General features: G+C 41.1%; 19 protein-coding genes and 1 riboswitch. Of the genes, 7 read left to right on the top strand and 12 right to left on the bottom strand.

What is annotated here, in order from left to right:
* Positions 1-6: 6 nt before the first annotated feature.
* From CSQ79_RS06305 to CSQ79_RS06320, 4 genes are all read right to left on the bottom strand, one after another.
* Positions 7-1,119 (bottom strand): sensor histidine kinase, encoded by a 1,113-nt coding sequence (locus tag CSQ79_RS06305; protein WP_099700346.1) that lies wholly within the window; start codon positions 1,117-1,119, stop codon positions 7-9.
* A 5-nt stretch (positions 1,120-1,124) separates the two neighbouring features.
* On the bottom strand, positions 1,125-1,835 hold the full coding sequence (locus tag CSQ79_RS06310) for a response regulator transcription factor (protein ID WP_099700347.1): 711 nt from the start codon (positions 1,833-1,835) through the stop codon (positions 1,125-1,127).
* 210 nt (positions 1,836-2,045) lie between these two features.
* Positions 2,046-2,975, bottom strand: a complete 930-nt coding sequence (locus tag CSQ79_RS06315; protein WP_099700348.1) for a DUF5996 family protein — start codon at positions 2,973-2,975, stop codon at positions 2,046-2,048.
* Positions 2,976-3,070: 95 nt separating this feature from the next.
* A complete protein-coding gene (locus CSQ79_RS06320) occupies positions 3,071-3,667 on the bottom strand; it encodes a PadR family transcriptional regulator (RefSeq protein WP_099700349.1) in 597 nt (198 codons plus the stop codon).
* Positions 3,668-4,100: 433 nt separating this feature from the next.
* Between CSQ79_RS06320 and CSQ79_RS06325 the strand changes: the two genes are divergently transcribed.
* On the top strand, positions 4,101-4,520 hold the full coding sequence (locus CSQ79_RS06325; protein ID WP_289500697.1) for a hypothetical protein: 420 nt from the start codon (positions 4,101-4,103) through the stop codon (positions 4,518-4,520).
* 209 nt (positions 4,521-4,729) lie between these two features.
* Here the strand turns inward: CSQ79_RS06325 and CSQ79_RS06330 are convergent, their stop codons facing one another.
* The 7 genes from CSQ79_RS06330 to CSQ79_RS06360 all read right to left on the bottom strand — a co-directional run bounded on the left by CSQ79_RS06330 (position 4,730) and on the right by CSQ79_RS06360 (position 8,957).
* A complete protein-coding gene (locus CSQ79_RS06330; RefSeq protein WP_099700350.1) occupies positions 4,730-5,239 on the bottom strand; it encodes a hypothetical protein in 510 nt (169 codons plus the stop codon).
* 163 nt (positions 5,240-5,402) lie between these two features.
* Entirely contained in the window at positions 5,403-5,744 is a 342-nt protein-coding gene (locus CSQ79_RS06335; protein ID WP_099700351.1) for a HepT-like ribonuclease domain-containing protein, read from the bottom strand.
* Positions 5,731-6,081, bottom strand: coding sequence for a nucleotidyltransferase family protein (locus CSQ79_RS06340; RefSeq protein WP_099700352.1), 351 nt, complete (start codon positions 6,079-6,081; stop codon positions 5,731-5,733). The genes CSQ79_RS06335 and CSQ79_RS06340 overlap by 14 nt, the downstream gene beginning before the upstream one ends.
* Positions 6,082-6,249: 168 nt before the next feature.
* The gene (locus CSQ79_RS06345) at positions 6,250-6,801 is read right to left on the bottom strand and encodes a peroxiredoxin (protein WP_099700353.1); all 552 of its coding nucleotides are present in this window, start codon (positions 6,799-6,801) and stop codon (positions 6,250-6,252) included.
* A 36-nt stretch (positions 6,802-6,837) separates the two neighbouring features.
* A complete protein-coding gene (sipA, locus tag CSQ79_RS06350; RefSeq protein ID WP_099700354.1) occupies positions 6,838-7,146 on the bottom strand; it encodes a regulatory protein SipA in 309 nt (102 codons plus the stop codon).
* A 78-nt stretch (positions 7,147-7,224) separates the two neighbouring features.
* Complete coding sequence (locus CSQ79_RS06355; RefSeq protein ID WP_099700355.1) at positions 7,225-8,223, bottom strand: sirohydrochlorin chelatase; 999 nt, start codon at positions 8,221-8,223, stop codon at positions 7,225-7,227.
* Between the two features lie 41 nt (positions 8,224-8,264).
* Positions 8,265-8,435, bottom strand: a riboswitch (cobalamin riboswitch).
* A 54-nt stretch (positions 8,436-8,489) separates the two neighbouring features.
* Entirely contained in the window at positions 8,490-8,957 is a 468-nt protein-coding gene (locus CSQ79_RS06360; protein WP_143755428.1) for a Spy/CpxP family protein refolding chaperone, read from the bottom strand.
* A 300-nt stretch (positions 8,958-9,257) separates the two neighbouring features.
* On the opposite strand from CSQ79_RS06360, the gene CSQ79_RS06365 reads away from it, so the two are divergent.
* On the top strand, positions 9,258-10,463 hold the full coding sequence (locus CSQ79_RS06365; protein ID WP_099700357.1) for a sensor histidine kinase: 1,206 nt from the start codon (positions 9,258-9,260) through the stop codon (positions 10,461-10,463).
* Positions 10,460-11,152, top strand: a complete 693-nt coding sequence (locus CSQ79_RS06370) for a response regulator (protein WP_099700358.1) — start codon at positions 10,460-10,462, stop codon at positions 11,150-11,152. Before CSQ79_RS06365 ends, CSQ79_RS06370 begins: the two co-directional genes overlap by 4 nt.
* 191 nt (positions 11,153-11,343) lie before the next feature.
* On the opposite strand, the gene CSQ79_RS06375 is transcribed toward CSQ79_RS06370, so the two are convergent.
* Positions 11,344-11,769, bottom strand: a complete 426-nt coding sequence (locus CSQ79_RS06375; RefSeq protein ID WP_099700667.1) for a nucleoside deaminase — start codon at positions 11,767-11,769, stop codon at positions 11,344-11,346.
* A 210-nt stretch (positions 11,770-11,979) separates the two neighbouring features.
* On the opposite strand from CSQ79_RS06375, the gene CSQ79_RS06380 reads away from it, so the two are divergent.
* From CSQ79_RS06380 to fni, 4 genes are all read left to right on the top strand, one after another.
* Entirely contained in the window at positions 11,980-12,762 is a 783-nt protein-coding gene (locus tag CSQ79_RS06380) for an ion transporter (RefSeq protein WP_099700359.1), read from the top strand.
* A gap of 30 nt (positions 12,763-12,792) precedes the next feature.
* Positions 12,793-13,290 (top strand): DUF4385 domain-containing protein, encoded by a 498-nt coding sequence (locus CSQ79_RS06385; protein ID WP_099700360.1) that lies wholly within the window; start codon positions 12,793-12,795, stop codon positions 13,288-13,290.
* 656 nt (positions 13,291-13,946) lie between these two features.
* Positions 13,947-14,531 (top strand): adenylyl-sulfate kinase, encoded by a 585-nt coding sequence (gene cysC, locus CSQ79_RS06390; protein WP_099700361.1) that lies wholly within the window; start codon positions 13,947-13,949, stop codon positions 14,529-14,531.
* A gap of 206 nt (positions 14,532-14,737) precedes the next feature.
* Positions 14,738-15,790 (top strand): type 2 isopentenyl-diphosphate Delta-isomerase, encoded by a 1,053-nt coding sequence (gene fni / locus CSQ79_RS06395; RefSeq protein ID WP_099700362.1) that lies wholly within the window; start codon positions 14,738-14,740, stop codon positions 15,788-15,790.
* Positions 15,791-15,879 lie beyond the last annotated feature (89 nt).

The following is a 15,879-nucleotide window of genomic DNA, read 5'->3' on the forward strand; positions in this document are numbered from 1 at the left end:
CTTTCGTCAAGCTAAGGGTAGAAAGAAGTAAAATGTACTACCCTTGCCGAGTTGACTCTCAACAAAAATTTGACCATCTTGTAGTTCGATTAAACGACGCGAAATTGCTAGCCCAATTCCAGTACCACCAGAATGGCGATCGCGCGATCGATCCGCACGCCAAAAGCGTTCAAATACGTGAGGCAAGTCTGCTTGTGCGATACCAATACCAGTATCACTCACGGCAATCCACAATTTACGCGATTGAGTCGAAGTACGAATAGTAATTGCACCTTGAGTTGTGTAACGAATTGCATTACCTAACAAATTAACGAGAACTTGCTCCACGCGATCAATATCTGCAAGCACAGGTGGTAATTGCGATGGACATTTGAGTTGCAAAACTGGACCATCTTCTAAAATCTGATCTGAAAACTTTTCTATCAGCGCTTGCAATAACGGGGAAAGATTGACTGGTTGTAGATTGATTGGTAAGTAACCAGCTTCAGCTTTCGAGAGTTCTTGTAAGTCATTAACCAAGCGCTCTAGACGTCGAGTTTCTCTAGCAAGACGTGTATAAATTTCAGTTGACGGTTCGACTCCGCCATCCGCTAGTTCTTCTAGGTAGCCGCGAACAACGGTTAATGGAGTTCGTAATTCGTGCGTAAGATCGCTAATCAGTTCGCGTCGCCTTTGTTCTACGTCTTCCAAGCTAGCTGCCATGCGGTTAAAGCTAACACCAAGGCGCTGTAACTCTGGAATATCGCTTGCAGGTAGTCGTGCATCTAGTTGTCCAGCAGCAAATTTTTGAGTAATTTGTTCCATCTCCGTTAGCCGCTGCATGATGCGTTTGGATACCCAGTAACTGAGTCCTCCGGCTGCTGTAGTACTCACAACAACAGACCACACTGTACCGCGAAACCAAGCACTCTCGAATCCATGAAGTAGTTCAGTACGGGCAAAGCGCAAACGAAATCCAGTGCCTTCGAGTTCTTCAAGACGGACAACGAAATAGCGGGGAGAAGACACTTTACCAATAATGACAAGACTCATGACTGCTACCATCACCACCAATAAGTGTGAAAGGAACAGACGAGATGCTAATGGCAAATTTCGCTTACGTAAATCTACTTTCGTCATAAGCTTCAAGGTGTTGTTGCGTCTTCAAACTTGTAGCCGACACCAACAACAGTTTTAATAAAAGTAGGATTAGCAGGATCGGGTTCAATTTTTTTTCGCAATCGGGCAACGTGAGTATCAACAACGCGCTCATCACCAAAAAAATCACTTCCCCAAAGTTTGTCAATCAACTGCGTGCGATTCCAGACACGACCAGGATTACTCACAAAGGTGCTAAGTAAGTTAAATTCCAAGGTTGTCAGATCTAAATCTTCAGTGCGATCGCTGCTGATTTGACGACTGGCAGAGCGTTGTTCTACATCTACTATAAAATGCTGAGTTCGATGAATTTGATGTTGTCCGCCTTGGCGTAGACTCCGCCGTAACAATGCTCGTACTCGCGCAACTAACTCTCTAGGGCTAAAAGGCTTGGTAAGATAATCGTCTGCACCAGTAGATAGACCAATGACACGATCAATTTCTTCGCCTCTTGCTGTGAGCATGAGGATGTAAGGATCTTTAGTACCAGGTTTTTGCCGAATTCTGGCACAGACTTCCAGTCCATCTAAGCCAGGGAGCATCAGGTCAAGGATAATTAAATCAGGTTGTAGTTCTTGAAATAAGCGCAAGGCAGCTAAACCATCACGACAGCTTTGACAAGAAAATCCTTCTTTTTCGAGTGCAAGTTGAATCAATCCGGCAATTTCGGCTTCATCCTCAACAATTAATATATCCATCTCCACCAAGGGTAAGCGACATCACTTGATTGTTATTTTGGGTTTATTCTTCCAGCTTAATCTTTGTGCCTCAAGATCTACAGTGCCGAATTTGGTATTAGCTTTTAATCAGAACTTATACTACTTCGTAATTTGTCATTTATTGATTACCCTAGATTCTGTATTCTCCCCTGCTGCCTACATATATCAACCTTAAAGTAGAACAGATTACTACCGCTCCAGCGCTGCGCGATCCCAATTAGCTAGATTTGCAGCCGCCTCGTATGTACTTTGAAAAAATGCAAGAATCATTGCATCAGGCTCGTCCGCGTGCTGTACTGCTTCATAGGGCAAAATGAATTCACGCATATCTTTGCTGTAGAATGCCTCTTGTGGTTGAACGAGGTAATCGTGAAAACCTTCAGGTTCGGGATAAGCGTAGGAGTAGAAAATTGGTTCTGCTACTGCCCCACCACCAAACCAAAAACCACAGCTACTGACTTCGTGTGAATATGCCTCGCGTGTCACCCAGTCTGCCATATTGGGAATTCCACCAGGATGTTCTGGAGCCACACGCCCAGAAAAGCGAGTCACTGCGAGGTCGAAACTACCCCAAAAAAAGTGTACGGGGCTTGATTTACCAATAAAGCGCGAGCGAAATGTTGTCATTATGCGGTTAGCTTGCACAAGAATTTGCCAGAACTTTTGTGCAGCCTGCGGATCGTAAGCTGCGTGTTGGCGATCGCTCTCAAATGGAATAGGATCTGCCACTTCTTGGGGCATTGTCCAAATACTTACTTCAATGCCACTGGCACGAAGTTTCTCCATCACTTCTTGATAAAAGTCTGCTACCGAACGCGGAGCAAGGGCAATTGTTTGAGTAATACCGTCACTTATTTCAATGTCTAAGTTGTGCTCTAAAAAATCGAAGCTCATTGCAAAGGTGCGCGTGTTATCTGGAATGCAACCAGTTGTTAGTCCGCGTGGAGTTACGTACAAAGTAGAATGCCACCAATGATTGAGTTTGGGAGCTAACGCTAGCCGAATTTTGCCGATAATTTGAGTCCACAGATGTAGTGTTGCATACGTATCTTGCCAAGCTGCAACAGGTAAGGTTGACCAAGGAGTGTTTACATGCTTGTCATGCAGCAAATCAGCCATGATAAAAACCTTTGGTTGAAGAGTAAACAGAATCTGCTTTTAAATCAAATCAATTGAACTAATGACCCAAATATAAGTCTTGTATTAGTATTGTGCTAGTTTTCTTCAATGCGATCGCCTCTCATGCTGTGCTGCTTACAATCGCGTTGTTCTTGCAGATGACTAACAACATCAATGGCATTACACAGCCAGTCAAGGTAAGTCTGTTCTTTTTGCTTAACCAGATCTACTACTAACCGTTGCATAACTTGCTCGCGACTGACATCTGTAGCATCAAGCGGTGATGATAATGTAATTTTGTCACAATCGGCAAGCTTTTTTCGATGAGCCATGAATTCTTGTTTTAGTAGATAGAGAATTTCTGCATTCGATAATTCAGCCGCAAAAAATAACTGAACAAGCAAAGGTTCGCGAATTGTTGGCAAGGGCTGATGACATTGCAGCCACTGTAAAAGTGCTGCTTTTCCTGTCTCTGTGATGCTGTAAACTTTACGATGTGGGCGATCGCGTTGCATCTCAACGGTACAGGTAGTCCAACCGTGTTCTACTAACTTGTCAAGGGTCTTGTAGATTTGCGCTTGATCTGCAGGCCACAAATGAGCAATGGTTTGATCGAAGCAGTTATTTTTGAGATCGTAGCCGGTCATCCCTTCTTTTTGGAGAAAACCTAAAATTGCATACGCTAGCGACATCAGGCGGTTTTCCGTATCTCACGGCTTATTTAGTAGTAGTGTTGTCACCCTCTTATATACAACTATTTTAATATATGATTAATCATATAAACAGCTAAATTTAATGAAGAGAAATGTAATCACTGCGGTGTTCTCTTATTGAGGAATTGTGGACTATTGCAAAGATGGAATAATTTGTAACGGTCGCATAAGATACTCCACTCATGTACTAAAAAGGGAAGGCTTATTTAGAATAGGCGAGAAGTGTGTGTGAGATAGGCTATTAATCTTTGCACAAAATGGGAAAAAAGTAGCAACCGCCAATAACACAATACGTGAAATAAGTTAATTACTTGGTAGTACACCAATTAACGAGCTTGTCATCCGCTATGGTGCCTCGTAACAAGAATATCTCAAGTTATTGAAGACTATCGTACTGGGAGGATGGATTCCATTGACTTCTAATCAACTTATCCAAAGAATACGGCAACATCAATATCTGCGCAATTTACGCAACAAATTGCTACACCTCCACGCCTGTTTGCTGCAAGCAGAACGTATTAGCTACGAACAAAGACGCGGGCGAGTATCAAGTGGAGAGCTACTACAACTTGTCATTGAGCACGAACAATTTGCCTGGCTACATCGTATTTCTGAGCTAATTGTCTATATTGATGAAATGCTTTCGGCAGATGAACCAATATTGCAAGACGATCTTCAGGATTTGATGGCTGATGTTCGCGAACTGCTGATGCCATCAGAAGTAGGTAATGCATTTGAGCGGAAATACTATCATGCTCTCCAGCAAGAACCTGCTGCGGTATTAGCACACGCAGAAGTGTCAAAACTCCTAGCATCCGATGTTGAAGCTTAAATCAACCTTCGCAGTGCGATCGCGATCGCACTGCGACAAATGCGTATTGATGAACCATGACAACACATAAAAATGTCACAGTATTGCAATCTTACTGCCACTGTACTGCCATATGCATTTAATATGCTTATCTATAAGTAGACATAAAGTCTGCTCCTCACACCACTAAATGCTTTGCCATAACACAATGGTAGGGCATTTTTTTTTGCTTAATTCCAGCTTGATTGATCGTCCCAAGGAGCCTTTTGTGATGACGTAACATTGAGGCAATGCGATCGCATAGCTTCTCTTCCCAATACAAATAATCCTGCCACACCGAGACACACAAACCAGATGTATTGATACCAATAGCGTCGTATTTGTGCAGTCGAGTTAAGTTCGGGATGCAATGTAGATACGTAAAGTAGTAAAAAGGCAGTAAATAGTGCTCCAAACCCGACAAAGCTCAAGCCAATTAGAATACGGGCTGATTGCAATTCAGTATCACTAATCGTATCAAGATCAATTTCTGCCAACTCCAATAATGATTCTTCTGCAAGTTTTGATGCTCGCCGTAAACGATATTCTACCGACAACGGCACAATAGGCATGAGAATTGCTAATGTATTGCGGCGTAGTAACGCTTCTGTATTTCGCCATCTAACTAGAGGCTTAGACTGCTGAAGTTGAAATTGAGTATATGCCTTTTTTGCGGTAAGGGGATCTGGTTCCCATTCCATATACAGTCTCCGAGGAGCAAGTATTGTAGCAATTTAGAGATATTGTACATAGAGATGACAATAAGGTACGTATGGAAACCTGCAAAAATAAATTAAAAAGCTGCTTTGAGCATCTGTGTGAGAAAGCGATCGAGATCGGTAAGTTTTGCTCATTGTGCGATCGCTACATTGGTTCTTCAGGTAACAATGGCGCAATCATTGCCAGCAATTCAGGAATATTGTTTTGAATGACTTGCCAGACCATGTCAAAATCAATTTGATCGTAGCGATGAATAATAATGTCTCTCATTCCTGCAATATCCTTCCAAGGAACCTCAGGGTGTTGGTTGCGAAAAACAATAGACAATCGTTTTGTTGCCTCACCCATGATTTCAATTTGATACAAAATCGCAGAATGCCGCATCACATCTGTTTCAAGTTCAGATCTGTCCAAACCTTGAGCAAAGGTTAAGGCGCGTTGTCCTGCAAGAAATATGTCCAGTACCGACGCACTATCCCTGGACATAGAACAACCTCGCTGTCCCTAAAATTTCCTTGCGGCGAATCCAATTTTTACTCTGTTCAATTGATTTTTTGGTCAGAATGTCTACTTTACGCCCAAACATTTCTTCCAGCTCTCGCTTCATGCGAACTAATTCCAACAGTCCCCAATGAGCATCTGGCGCAAACTGCACCATCACATCGATATCGCTATCGGGACGAAAATCATTCCGTAGCACCGAGCCGAATAAATAAAACTCTTCCACCTTCCAGCGTTGACAGAATTGAGCGATCGCGGCTTCTGGTAGTGCGATCGCAGTTGGGACAAATGGCTTAAATCCTGCCACATCAGTTTGTTTCATCAGAATTATGCAGCGAGTGATTTTTATCTTTCTTCAATTTTAGTTTAGAGCTGATCAACAACTCAGCAATTCATCCTTGAAATCCTACTGTGAAAGCACTTGTCCGATTACCCATATCAAGTTTTGCTCCAACCTCGATCAAAAGTGGAGGTGTTTGAGCCTTATTCCTTAAGATACAGTTGCCTGTAATTCGGTGAGACGGCTAAGTACTTCTGTACTGTGAATGACAGGATTTACCTTAACAAAGGTAGCTCGTAAAATTCCCTTCGGATCAATGATGAAACTATGTCGTACCGAGAGATTACCTAGCCAAGAGCCATATACTTTACTGACTTCGCCTGTTGTATCTGCAAGTAAGGGAAATTTTAAACCTTCTGTGTCACAAAATTCAGCATGGGAATCAACAGAATCAGCGCTCACACCAATGATTTGAGCATTTTGAGCTATATATTTTGGTAAGTCTTGCTGAAAACGTCGCGCCTCTAACGTACAACCTGCTGTAAAGTCTTTGGGATAAAAGTACAGTACCACCCACTTACCGCGTAGATCAGTAAGTGCAATTTCTCCGTTTCCTGTGTTAGTGGGTAAAGTAAATTCTGGTGCAGGTTGATCGAGGGAGGGAAGTTTACCGCCAATTGCAAAGCTAGGCGAGGCACAAAAAGTAGTAATAGCAAGACATAAGCAGACAATTGTCTGCAGAAAATAGCGACGAGACAGCATGATGCAAATGACAAATTAACTTAACATAAGTTTACATTAAGTACTACCATCTTCGTCGCTTTGTGTTGTGTCAATTTGACTCATTGTTGTTGGCTCTAGATGGCTAGCAGATGGTGGCTCATTTAAACTACTCACTGCATCAATGTATTGACTGTCTATCAGAAAAGTTCCGCGTGTAAAGCGAATGCTCCAATACCCACCTGGACGCCGATCCATGACAATTCCTTCTTCACCAATTTGAATAATGTCTGGTGGGCGCAACATCGGCATGGGATCAGATGTTTTTAAGTAAGGTGGTAGTGCGACGACACGCACAATTTCTCCAATGGCAAATTCTTTAGACATAACTGGGCTTCAGCTACTAGCTATCAGCATGACAGAATATATTTATTTTTGCTGCTGATAGCCAATTACTGATCTCTCTTAAGGAACTTGCCAAATTTTTTGGTGATATTGTTCGAGATCGGCGTAAGGATCTACTGTAGGGTGCGAGTGGTCGTGACTATGATGGTGATGATGGTGGTGATCGTGGCTGTGTGCGCGATCGTGATTACTCACAGCAGCTAGCCGAAACTTACACATTTCACAGTTCATTTGCACATTACCGAGTTGAGTTTCAATTTCGCGATCGCGGAGAATGGAAAACAACTGCGGATGTAGCCCCATTTCTGGTAAACAGGTGACAGCGATATCTGGATACTGTGCTTGTTGCTGGGCAGCGACATCAAAGATTTTATTGACTAATATGCCAGTGAAGAGAAAGTAAGGAAGTACAATAATTCGTTTGGGGTGATAAAGTCGCGCACGGCGAAAGCCTTCTTCGAGGCGAGGATGGGTAATACCAATAAAGCAGGTTTCTACAGTTTGATAACCGCTACCTTCCCAAAGCATACGTGCTAGTTTATAAACATCGCCATTGGCATCCGGATCGCTCGAACCGCGACCAACAAATAGCAAAACAGTATCAGCGCGCACGGGTGGATCGTCTACTTCAGCAAGACGCGATCGCCATAAATCAATAATTCCTGGTGTGATACCAAAATGTCGCCCGTAGTAAAATTTAACTTGAGGATGACGTTGACGCGCGCGGTCAAGTTCGTTCGTCACATCGAATTTATTATGTCGCGCTGCAAATAACAAAATTGGCAGGGCAGAAAGTTCAGTATAACCTTGGGCGACACACTGATCGACACCTTCTTGAATCGTTGGACCTGTCAGTTCCAAAAAACAAGGGACAACAGGTCGGGATGAATCTAAAGCTTGATAAGCAGCAGCAAAGTCTAAGACACTTTGTCGCCCTGCTGCATCTCTGGTACCGTGACCAATCATCAGCAAAGGACGACGTAAAGGTAAAGGAGGTAACTCGATTGTACTAACTGGGTTCTTCAGTAGAGTGGAATTTACTGTATTGATGGTAGGCATCCTTGTTTTAGTGCTCCGTTCCTGTGCAACGCAGGAATATAGTGTGAGCGAGTCACAGTTAGGCATTCTGGCTTTAGAGAGTTTTGAGTTTTGAGTTGATATCTAGATTCATACCCCATGACTCACAACTTCTTTTACAGCTGCGGCACAGCCTCGGATTTACACCGAAGTTTCCCTATACCGTGACAGATCACTTGTGCCTTGTTATCTTAGCTGATTCTTCCCAGTTCAAAAATACTACCGGAGGGGTTGTTGGTGGCGATTAGCTAATTGCTTGTTTGGTTGCGTTGCTGACGCTGTTGACGCCATTGCTGCATTCTTTGCTCAATTTGTTGGCGTTGTTCGGGGGTAAGAACTGCTGTTGCGCGCTCTTTTGAAGATTGCATAATCTGGCGAATTTGAGTTCTTTGCGCTGCGGATAAATTTAAAGCAGCCATTGCACCACGTCGTCGTTGCCCGTTTTGTGTAGCAGCTTGCCATTGTTGACGTTGTTCGGGGCTAAGCACTCCTTCGATTTGAGTGCGCGTTTCATTGCGGATTTGTTCCATTTGAGCTTGTTGTTCCGCACTAAGTTCAATACCTGCCATTTTGCCCATACCTTTGCCAGCGCCTGCACGTTGTCCTACTTGAGGTGCAGCAGGTTGTGCATTAATTGATAAAGGTGCGAAGACAGTAGAAAGTGCTACTGCTCCAGCGAACAGCGACATAAATTTTACTTTCTTTGATGGCGACATTAATTGTTTTCCTCATGTTTGATGTTTCTATCCTATAAACTTGCCTTCTTGAGTAGCATGAGGAAAAAGTCACGAATTGAAGTATGACTAAAGTCATGTATTGCTGATGCTGAGCGTCAATAAATTCACTGTACTGAGGACAATCATGGGTAATAGGTAATAAGTAAGTGAAAATAAATGTAACTTAGGGCTGTTATAGGTCAGTGGAACAATAATTAAGCATTAAGTATTAACAAGCCTAAAATGTGTGAGCAATAATTACACTCACCTACTCAATATTTAGCAAAAAATTTAGATGAGATGAATCGTCCAATTCATATTCACACACATCCTTTCCGGTTTTTACTACTACTAGAGTGGCTACTTTTACTAGCGGTTGCTATTACAGAAGCTTTATCAACTCACTTTCGCCGATTTCATGCTTTGCCAACTTTAACGATTATTAGTTTAGTGTTTTTTGGGTTGCTGGGTTTACGAATGCCCAGAGATAAACTCATCTCTAAAATACTTTATACGGCACTAGAAATTTTCTTGATTCTTTTCGCTGGAGTTTTTGTTGGAAGAGGCATTCGACTATTTTCGTTTCTTTATATTATTCTTGTCATTCGTAGTTGTCTTATTTTTCAACTACCAGGTCGTATTGTCGTCACAACTTTATCTTTTACTTTGTTTATTTTGACATTGAGTCATCGATTTCAACATGTTCCTGCTGTTCCCATGTTGCAAGAACGATTGCGATTTACATTGTTAAGTTTTGCACTTTCGTTTGGATTAAGCTTAGTATTTGTATTGTTATTGATGAATGCTGTGCTTGCAGAACGACAAATTCGTGAAAAACTTGCGATCGCAAATGAGCAACTGCGACAATATGCACTACGTATTGAAGATCAAGCAACATTACAAGAACGCAACCGCATCGCACGAGATATTCATGACTCACTCGGACACTCTCTAACAGCTTTAAACTTACAGCTTGAAACTGCTCTAAAATTATGGCAATCTAACCCTGCTAAAGCACAAACATTTTTAGCGCAAGCCAAAAACTTAGGTTCTCAATCATTACGTGAGGTGCGACAATCTGTTTCAGCAATGCGCTCTGATCCGCTGCATGGTCAGTCTTTAGAAGTAGCGATCGCAGCTTTAGTGACTGAGTTTCATCATTCTACAGGATTTTCTCCAATTTATCATCTATCACTGAATCATCCGATTCCTGCTGATGTCAAAACTGCAGTATACCGAATCGCACAAGAAGCACTTACTAATATTTGGAAACACGCACAAGCAAATAAAGTCAAAATAGATATCCAAACATCAGTGGAATCTTTACACTTGAAAATTGCAGACAATGGCAAAGGATTTGCATTAAACAAGAATACTACAGGATTTGGGTTACAAAGTATGCGCGATCGCGTCCTCGCGTTGGGAGGTGAATTTCAAATCAACAGCGCACCTAGTGGTGGTTGTTGTATTACTGCGACAATCCCCTTACCGAGGTTATTGACATGATTCGCCTAGTATTAGTAGACGATCAAAATCTTATTCGTCAGGGTTTAAAAGCTTTACTTGAGTTAGAACCAGATTTACAAGTTGTCGGAGAAGCAGAAAATGGACAAGCAGCAGTGCACTTGCTGCAAAAGTTGCAATCTGATGTCATACTTATGGATGTGCGCATGCCAGTCATGGACGGTGTTGCTGCAACACGAGAAATTACTCAGCAGTTTCCCCAAATCAAGGTGCTTGTACTCACAACTTTTGATAACGATGAGTATGTTGCCGCCGCATTGCGTAATGGTGCGATGGGCTATTTGCTTAAAGATACACCCTCAGAAGAGTTAGCCGCAGCAATTCGGGCAGTTTATAAAGGTTATACTCAGCTAGGACCTGGTTTAGTTGAGAAAGTTATTGCAAAAGTTCCAGAATCTTCCGTAATAACACCCTCAGGTTGGACAGAACTTACACCAAGAGAACGCGAGGTGCTACAGTTGATTGCTACAGGTGAAAGTAATCGCGAGATCGCCCAAACGCTTCATATCTCAGAAGGAACTGTCAAAAATCACGTTACAAGTATTTTGAATCGACTTTCTCTACGCGATCGCACGCAAGCAGCTATTTTTGCTAATTCGTTCCTCCACCATGTAGAACCTGATAGAAAAGGAGCGAGGAGTGTTAGCGCAGCGGGACGAAGTCCGGAGTGAGAGGCTAGGGAAGAAATTAGACAAACTTTAGTTGTAGATGTTAAGCCCACTAGAGAACCAATAATTTATATTGAAATTTGCATGAAGAGATGTAAAACATTATCTACTGCCCTTGCTGTTCTATATTTTTAACATAAGTTCATAACATCAAATATTCAATATCAAATAAGTATTTTGTCTACTCTATCGAACTACTTGAATAATTCTAAACACTCTTCTTTCAATAACCCCTTTGTCACTTTAATATCTCTAAAACTCCTGGCAATAACTTCATCACAAGATATATCAATTTGCGATTGGTTTATACGAATTAAGTCTTCAATAGAGATTGCACAAATAATTTCAGATATACCAGCCCAAACACATACGGTTGCACACATCGGGCAAGGTTCACCTGTCGTGTATATTGTGTATCCTGTCAAAGAAGGGCTTTTTATTTGAGATGTCAGTTTGCGAATGACATTCATTTCTGCGTGGGCAGAAGGGTCATGATCTTGCTGCACAGTGTTGTGTGCTGCTGCGACAATCTTATTATCTTTAACTATTACCGCACCATAGGGCGCATCTCCTTGTTTTGCTTCTTCTAGCGCGAGTCGCATAAAATTTTCTGCAGTCATCTTGTTAATCATGCTAGTAGGTGTATTTCAACAATATAGAGCTTCCCTAGCTTTATTACTATAAAAAATATGCTAAATTCTAATTACATAGAGTTATGATTTCTTGTAAAAATATCATCTATTTAGTGTAATACAATCTTTATTTATGAACAACGCGCCATCATCCAAACTAATATTATTGAGTTCGTCTAATACTAGCAAGTAATGAGTATGTTGCTAGCAAGAAAAGTTATTGGATTTTATTTAGAAGATATAGAAACTCCTCTAGGAAGGTTTATTAATTTAGCAATTACAAGCCTAGTTTTAGTATCTTCAGCTATTTTCGTTATAGAGACATACCCAATCTCTAATAACTTGAAAGAAATTTTAGATAGTGTAGATATCATTATATTAGGTATTTTTGCTGTAGAGTACTTATTGCGTTTCTGGTGTGCAGATTCTAAAGTAAAGTATTTTTTTAGCTTATATTCGCTCCTTGACCTTTTAGCAATTTTACCTTTCTTCATAGGCTTGGTCAATATTAGTTTTATCCGAATTCTACGTTGGTTTCGGATTCTTAGACTAGTGAGGTTTATTCAAAAAAAATTCTTATTTGAACGCATTAGCAGTGAAGATAGCATTATTTTTGCTAGAATTCTGTTTACTTTATTTGCTATTGTTTTTATTTATTCAGGGCTAATTTATCAAGTTGAACATCCCATCAATCCTAATTTTAATACATTTTTAGATGCAGTTTACTTCTCTGTTGTCACGATGACAACCGTCGGTTTTGGAGATGTCACGCCCGTATCGCAAGTAGGGCGATTACTGGCGGTATTAATGATTATGACTGGTGTTGCATTAATTCCTTGGCAAGTAGGTAATTTAATTAGACAATTTATTAAAGCAAGTAACCAGGTAGAAACTCTTTGCCCTATTTGTCAATTATCTCTACATGATGCGGATGCTCAGTACTGCAAGATTTGTGGTACAAAACTGGCAAAGAGTTTGTAGGACTATTGGTTATTTATATTTAAAGTTGCTATGACATTTGATTATTCTTTAGATTTTAAAAATATTGATTTTCGCTGTTCGCCTGAACTGTACCGTGTAGGTAAAGGTGAGCAAGGAGTGTTGCTAGTAGAGCCTTACAAGTCTGAGATTCTACCATACTGGCGCTTTAAAACTCCTGAAATTGCCAAAGAATCGAGTGACAAGATTTATGAGCTATTTCTCAACTATTTAGCACAAGATGATTTTGTTGGTGCGGATATGGCGCGTAAGTTTTTGCAGATGGGGTACACGCGATCGCGTCGCTATGCTAATCATAAAAGTGGCAGAAAGTATAAAGCTAACCCCCAAAAAGCAGGTTCCCCAGAAGCTGAAAAGCAAGCGCGAAAAGAAGTTTTACCTTTAGAGATTGATCCTGTCAAAGCTGAATCAGCTGCAATCTTTAAAGAGAAATGGGCTTTAGCAAAAACGCATGAAAAATATCTTCAGCTAATGAAAAAACATCAACAGATGTACGAGCAGGAAGAATAAAACTCTGGATTGTACAGTAATAACTTCAGGTTATATGACTTCTGTTATCTGTGTAACTAAATCATCGTGACTTGAAGTAAGATAATGCGACAAAGTTACAACACAAGAAATACTAGGAGCATGGTGTCGTTGCTATACATAAAACTCACAAAACTCTGTTGATTGTAAAGATATTGCTAAGTCACTTACTCCAGTCTTGACAGAATGATAATTATTACTGAATAAGTGAGTAGATAAAAGCAAGCTCAACTTAAAAGCGAGTAATTGGTAGCTGTTACCAAGCGAAGATTGGCTATTAGCTTTTGTTTAGCTCAATACCAACTGCTAAATGCTTTCTCATTACCCGATCTTGAAAGGTATGATTATTTATCACGCTTGCCTACTTGACATATATATTATTTTCTAATAAAACTCAATTCCTACTATCAGTTAATAAAATTTTAATATGTGTGTATAATCTGATAGATTTTGTTTACAATTCAGCCAGTGTATATTCCTGAACTATCAAGAGGTAGTAATGCAATAGAACCCAGCTTCATGTTAGTTATATTGCCGCAAGAAACTATGACTTACCCTATCTAGTCTAGGAAGTTGATTGCAACTGAGGAAAAGGTTTGAGAGATTTCCACGTCGATTTGTTTGACTGTGTGGAACACATGAATAGCAATAAAAGTAAAGGTAGCAGGAAGATGAAACATCAAGGAATGACTTTGTGGTTTACTGGGTTGAGTGGTGCAGGAAAAACAACAATTAGTAAAGCGGTAGAAGAGCAACTGCGCGAGCAAGGTTACAAAGTTGAAGTTCTTGATGGTGATATTGTTCGGGAAAATTTAACGAAAGGGTTAGGTTTTAGCAAAGCCGATCGCGATGAAAATATTCGTCGTATCGGGTTTGTGGCTCAGTTACTAACTCGCAATGGAGTGATCGTCATTGTTTCTGCTATTTCTCCTTATCGTGAAATTCGTGACGAAGTACGCGGTAAGATTGGTAACTTTCTTGAAATCTATGTCAACGCGCCTTTAGCTGTGTGCGAAGAGCGTGATGTTAAAGGGCTATACAAAAAAGCCCGCGCTGGAGAAATTAAGAGTTTCACTGGAATTGACGATCCTTATGAACCGCCACTCAATCCTGATGTTGAATGCAGAACAAACCAGGAAACTTTGTCTGAAAGTGTCGAGAAAGTGATGGCGAAGCTCAATCAATATGTTCATGCAAACAATAGTGTCTCAAAAGTTGCTTAGTTATTAGGTGCGTATAGCACACTTACACTGTACCCACGATAATATTCAGTGTCTAAATAATAATCGACTGCTTCTAATCTATGGATGAGTGAGTGCGAGAAGCCACTTGTTCATCCTTTTTCTTATTGGGTAAAGTTTGAATAATATCTTGCTAATAGAAGTATGACTAGTTGTACAGTCGTAAAAAATCGCTTTTAAATTAACCTGTGATCCCTTCAAACTCGTTAGGACAAACACAGACACGTAAGGCAGAACACTTGCGCATTTGTCTCGATGAAGATGTCCAATTTTCGCAAACGACAAATGGATTAGAACGCTATCGTTTCATACATTGCTGTTTACCAGAGATTAACCGCGATGAAATTAACCTCAAAACTGAGTTTTTAGGAAAACAGCTATCATATCCGCTGTTGATTTCTTCAATGACAGGTGGTACAGAATTCGCTGGAACAATTAACCGTCGTCTTGCAGAAGTTGCCCAGCATTACAATATCGCTATGGGAGTTGGTTCGCAAAGGGTAGCCCTCGAGAAACCACAAGTTGCTCCAACTTTCGCTGTGCGATCGCTGGCACCGGATATTTTACTATTAGCTAATTTGGGTGCAGTACAACTCAATTACAAATACGGATTAGATGAATGTCGGCGCGTTGTTGATTTATTGCAAGCTGACGCTTTGATTTTGCATCTCAATCCATTACAAGAGTGCATTCAACCTAGAGGTGATACGAATTTTCGCGGTTTGCTTGACAAAGTAGAAGAATTATGTTCTAAACTACCTATACCAGTTATTGCCAAAGAAGTTGGTAATGGGATTTCTGCGGCTATGGCAAAAAAATTGATGAATGCGGGAATTAGCGCAATTGATGTTGCAGGTGCGGGCGGAACTTCTTGGGCAAAAGTTGAAAGCGAACGCGCAGAAAATAGCCTACAACGTCGTTTAGGGATGACATTTGCAGATTGGGGATTGCCGACAGCAGAGTGTATCAGGAGCATTCGAGCGCTAGCACCCGAAATTCCTCTAATTGCCTCTGGCGGTTTGCGTCATGGATTAGATATTGCTAAAGCGATCGCTCTCGGTGCAAATCTTGCAGGTTTAGCATTACCTTTCTTACAAGCTGCTGCCGAATCTGAAGCAGCGCTTTACGAGTTAGTTGAAGTATTGATTGCCGAAATGACTACAGTTCTGTTCTGTACTGGCACAGCAGATTTAGAGGAGTTCAAACGTTTAGAAGTATTGCAGTGTGTAAAAGAGGGGTAAGGAGGAGCCGCTTTTTTCGTGCGGAGGTGTCCTCCGTTGAGGAGCGGATTCGTTGCGGAGGTTCCCTCCGTTGTAGAACTCCGCGTGAG

The organism is Gloeocapsopsis sp. IPPAS B-1203, assembly GCF_002749975.1.
GTDB lineage: Bacteria > Cyanobacteriota > Cyanobacteriia > Cyanobacteriales > Chroococcidiopsidaceae > Gloeocapsopsis.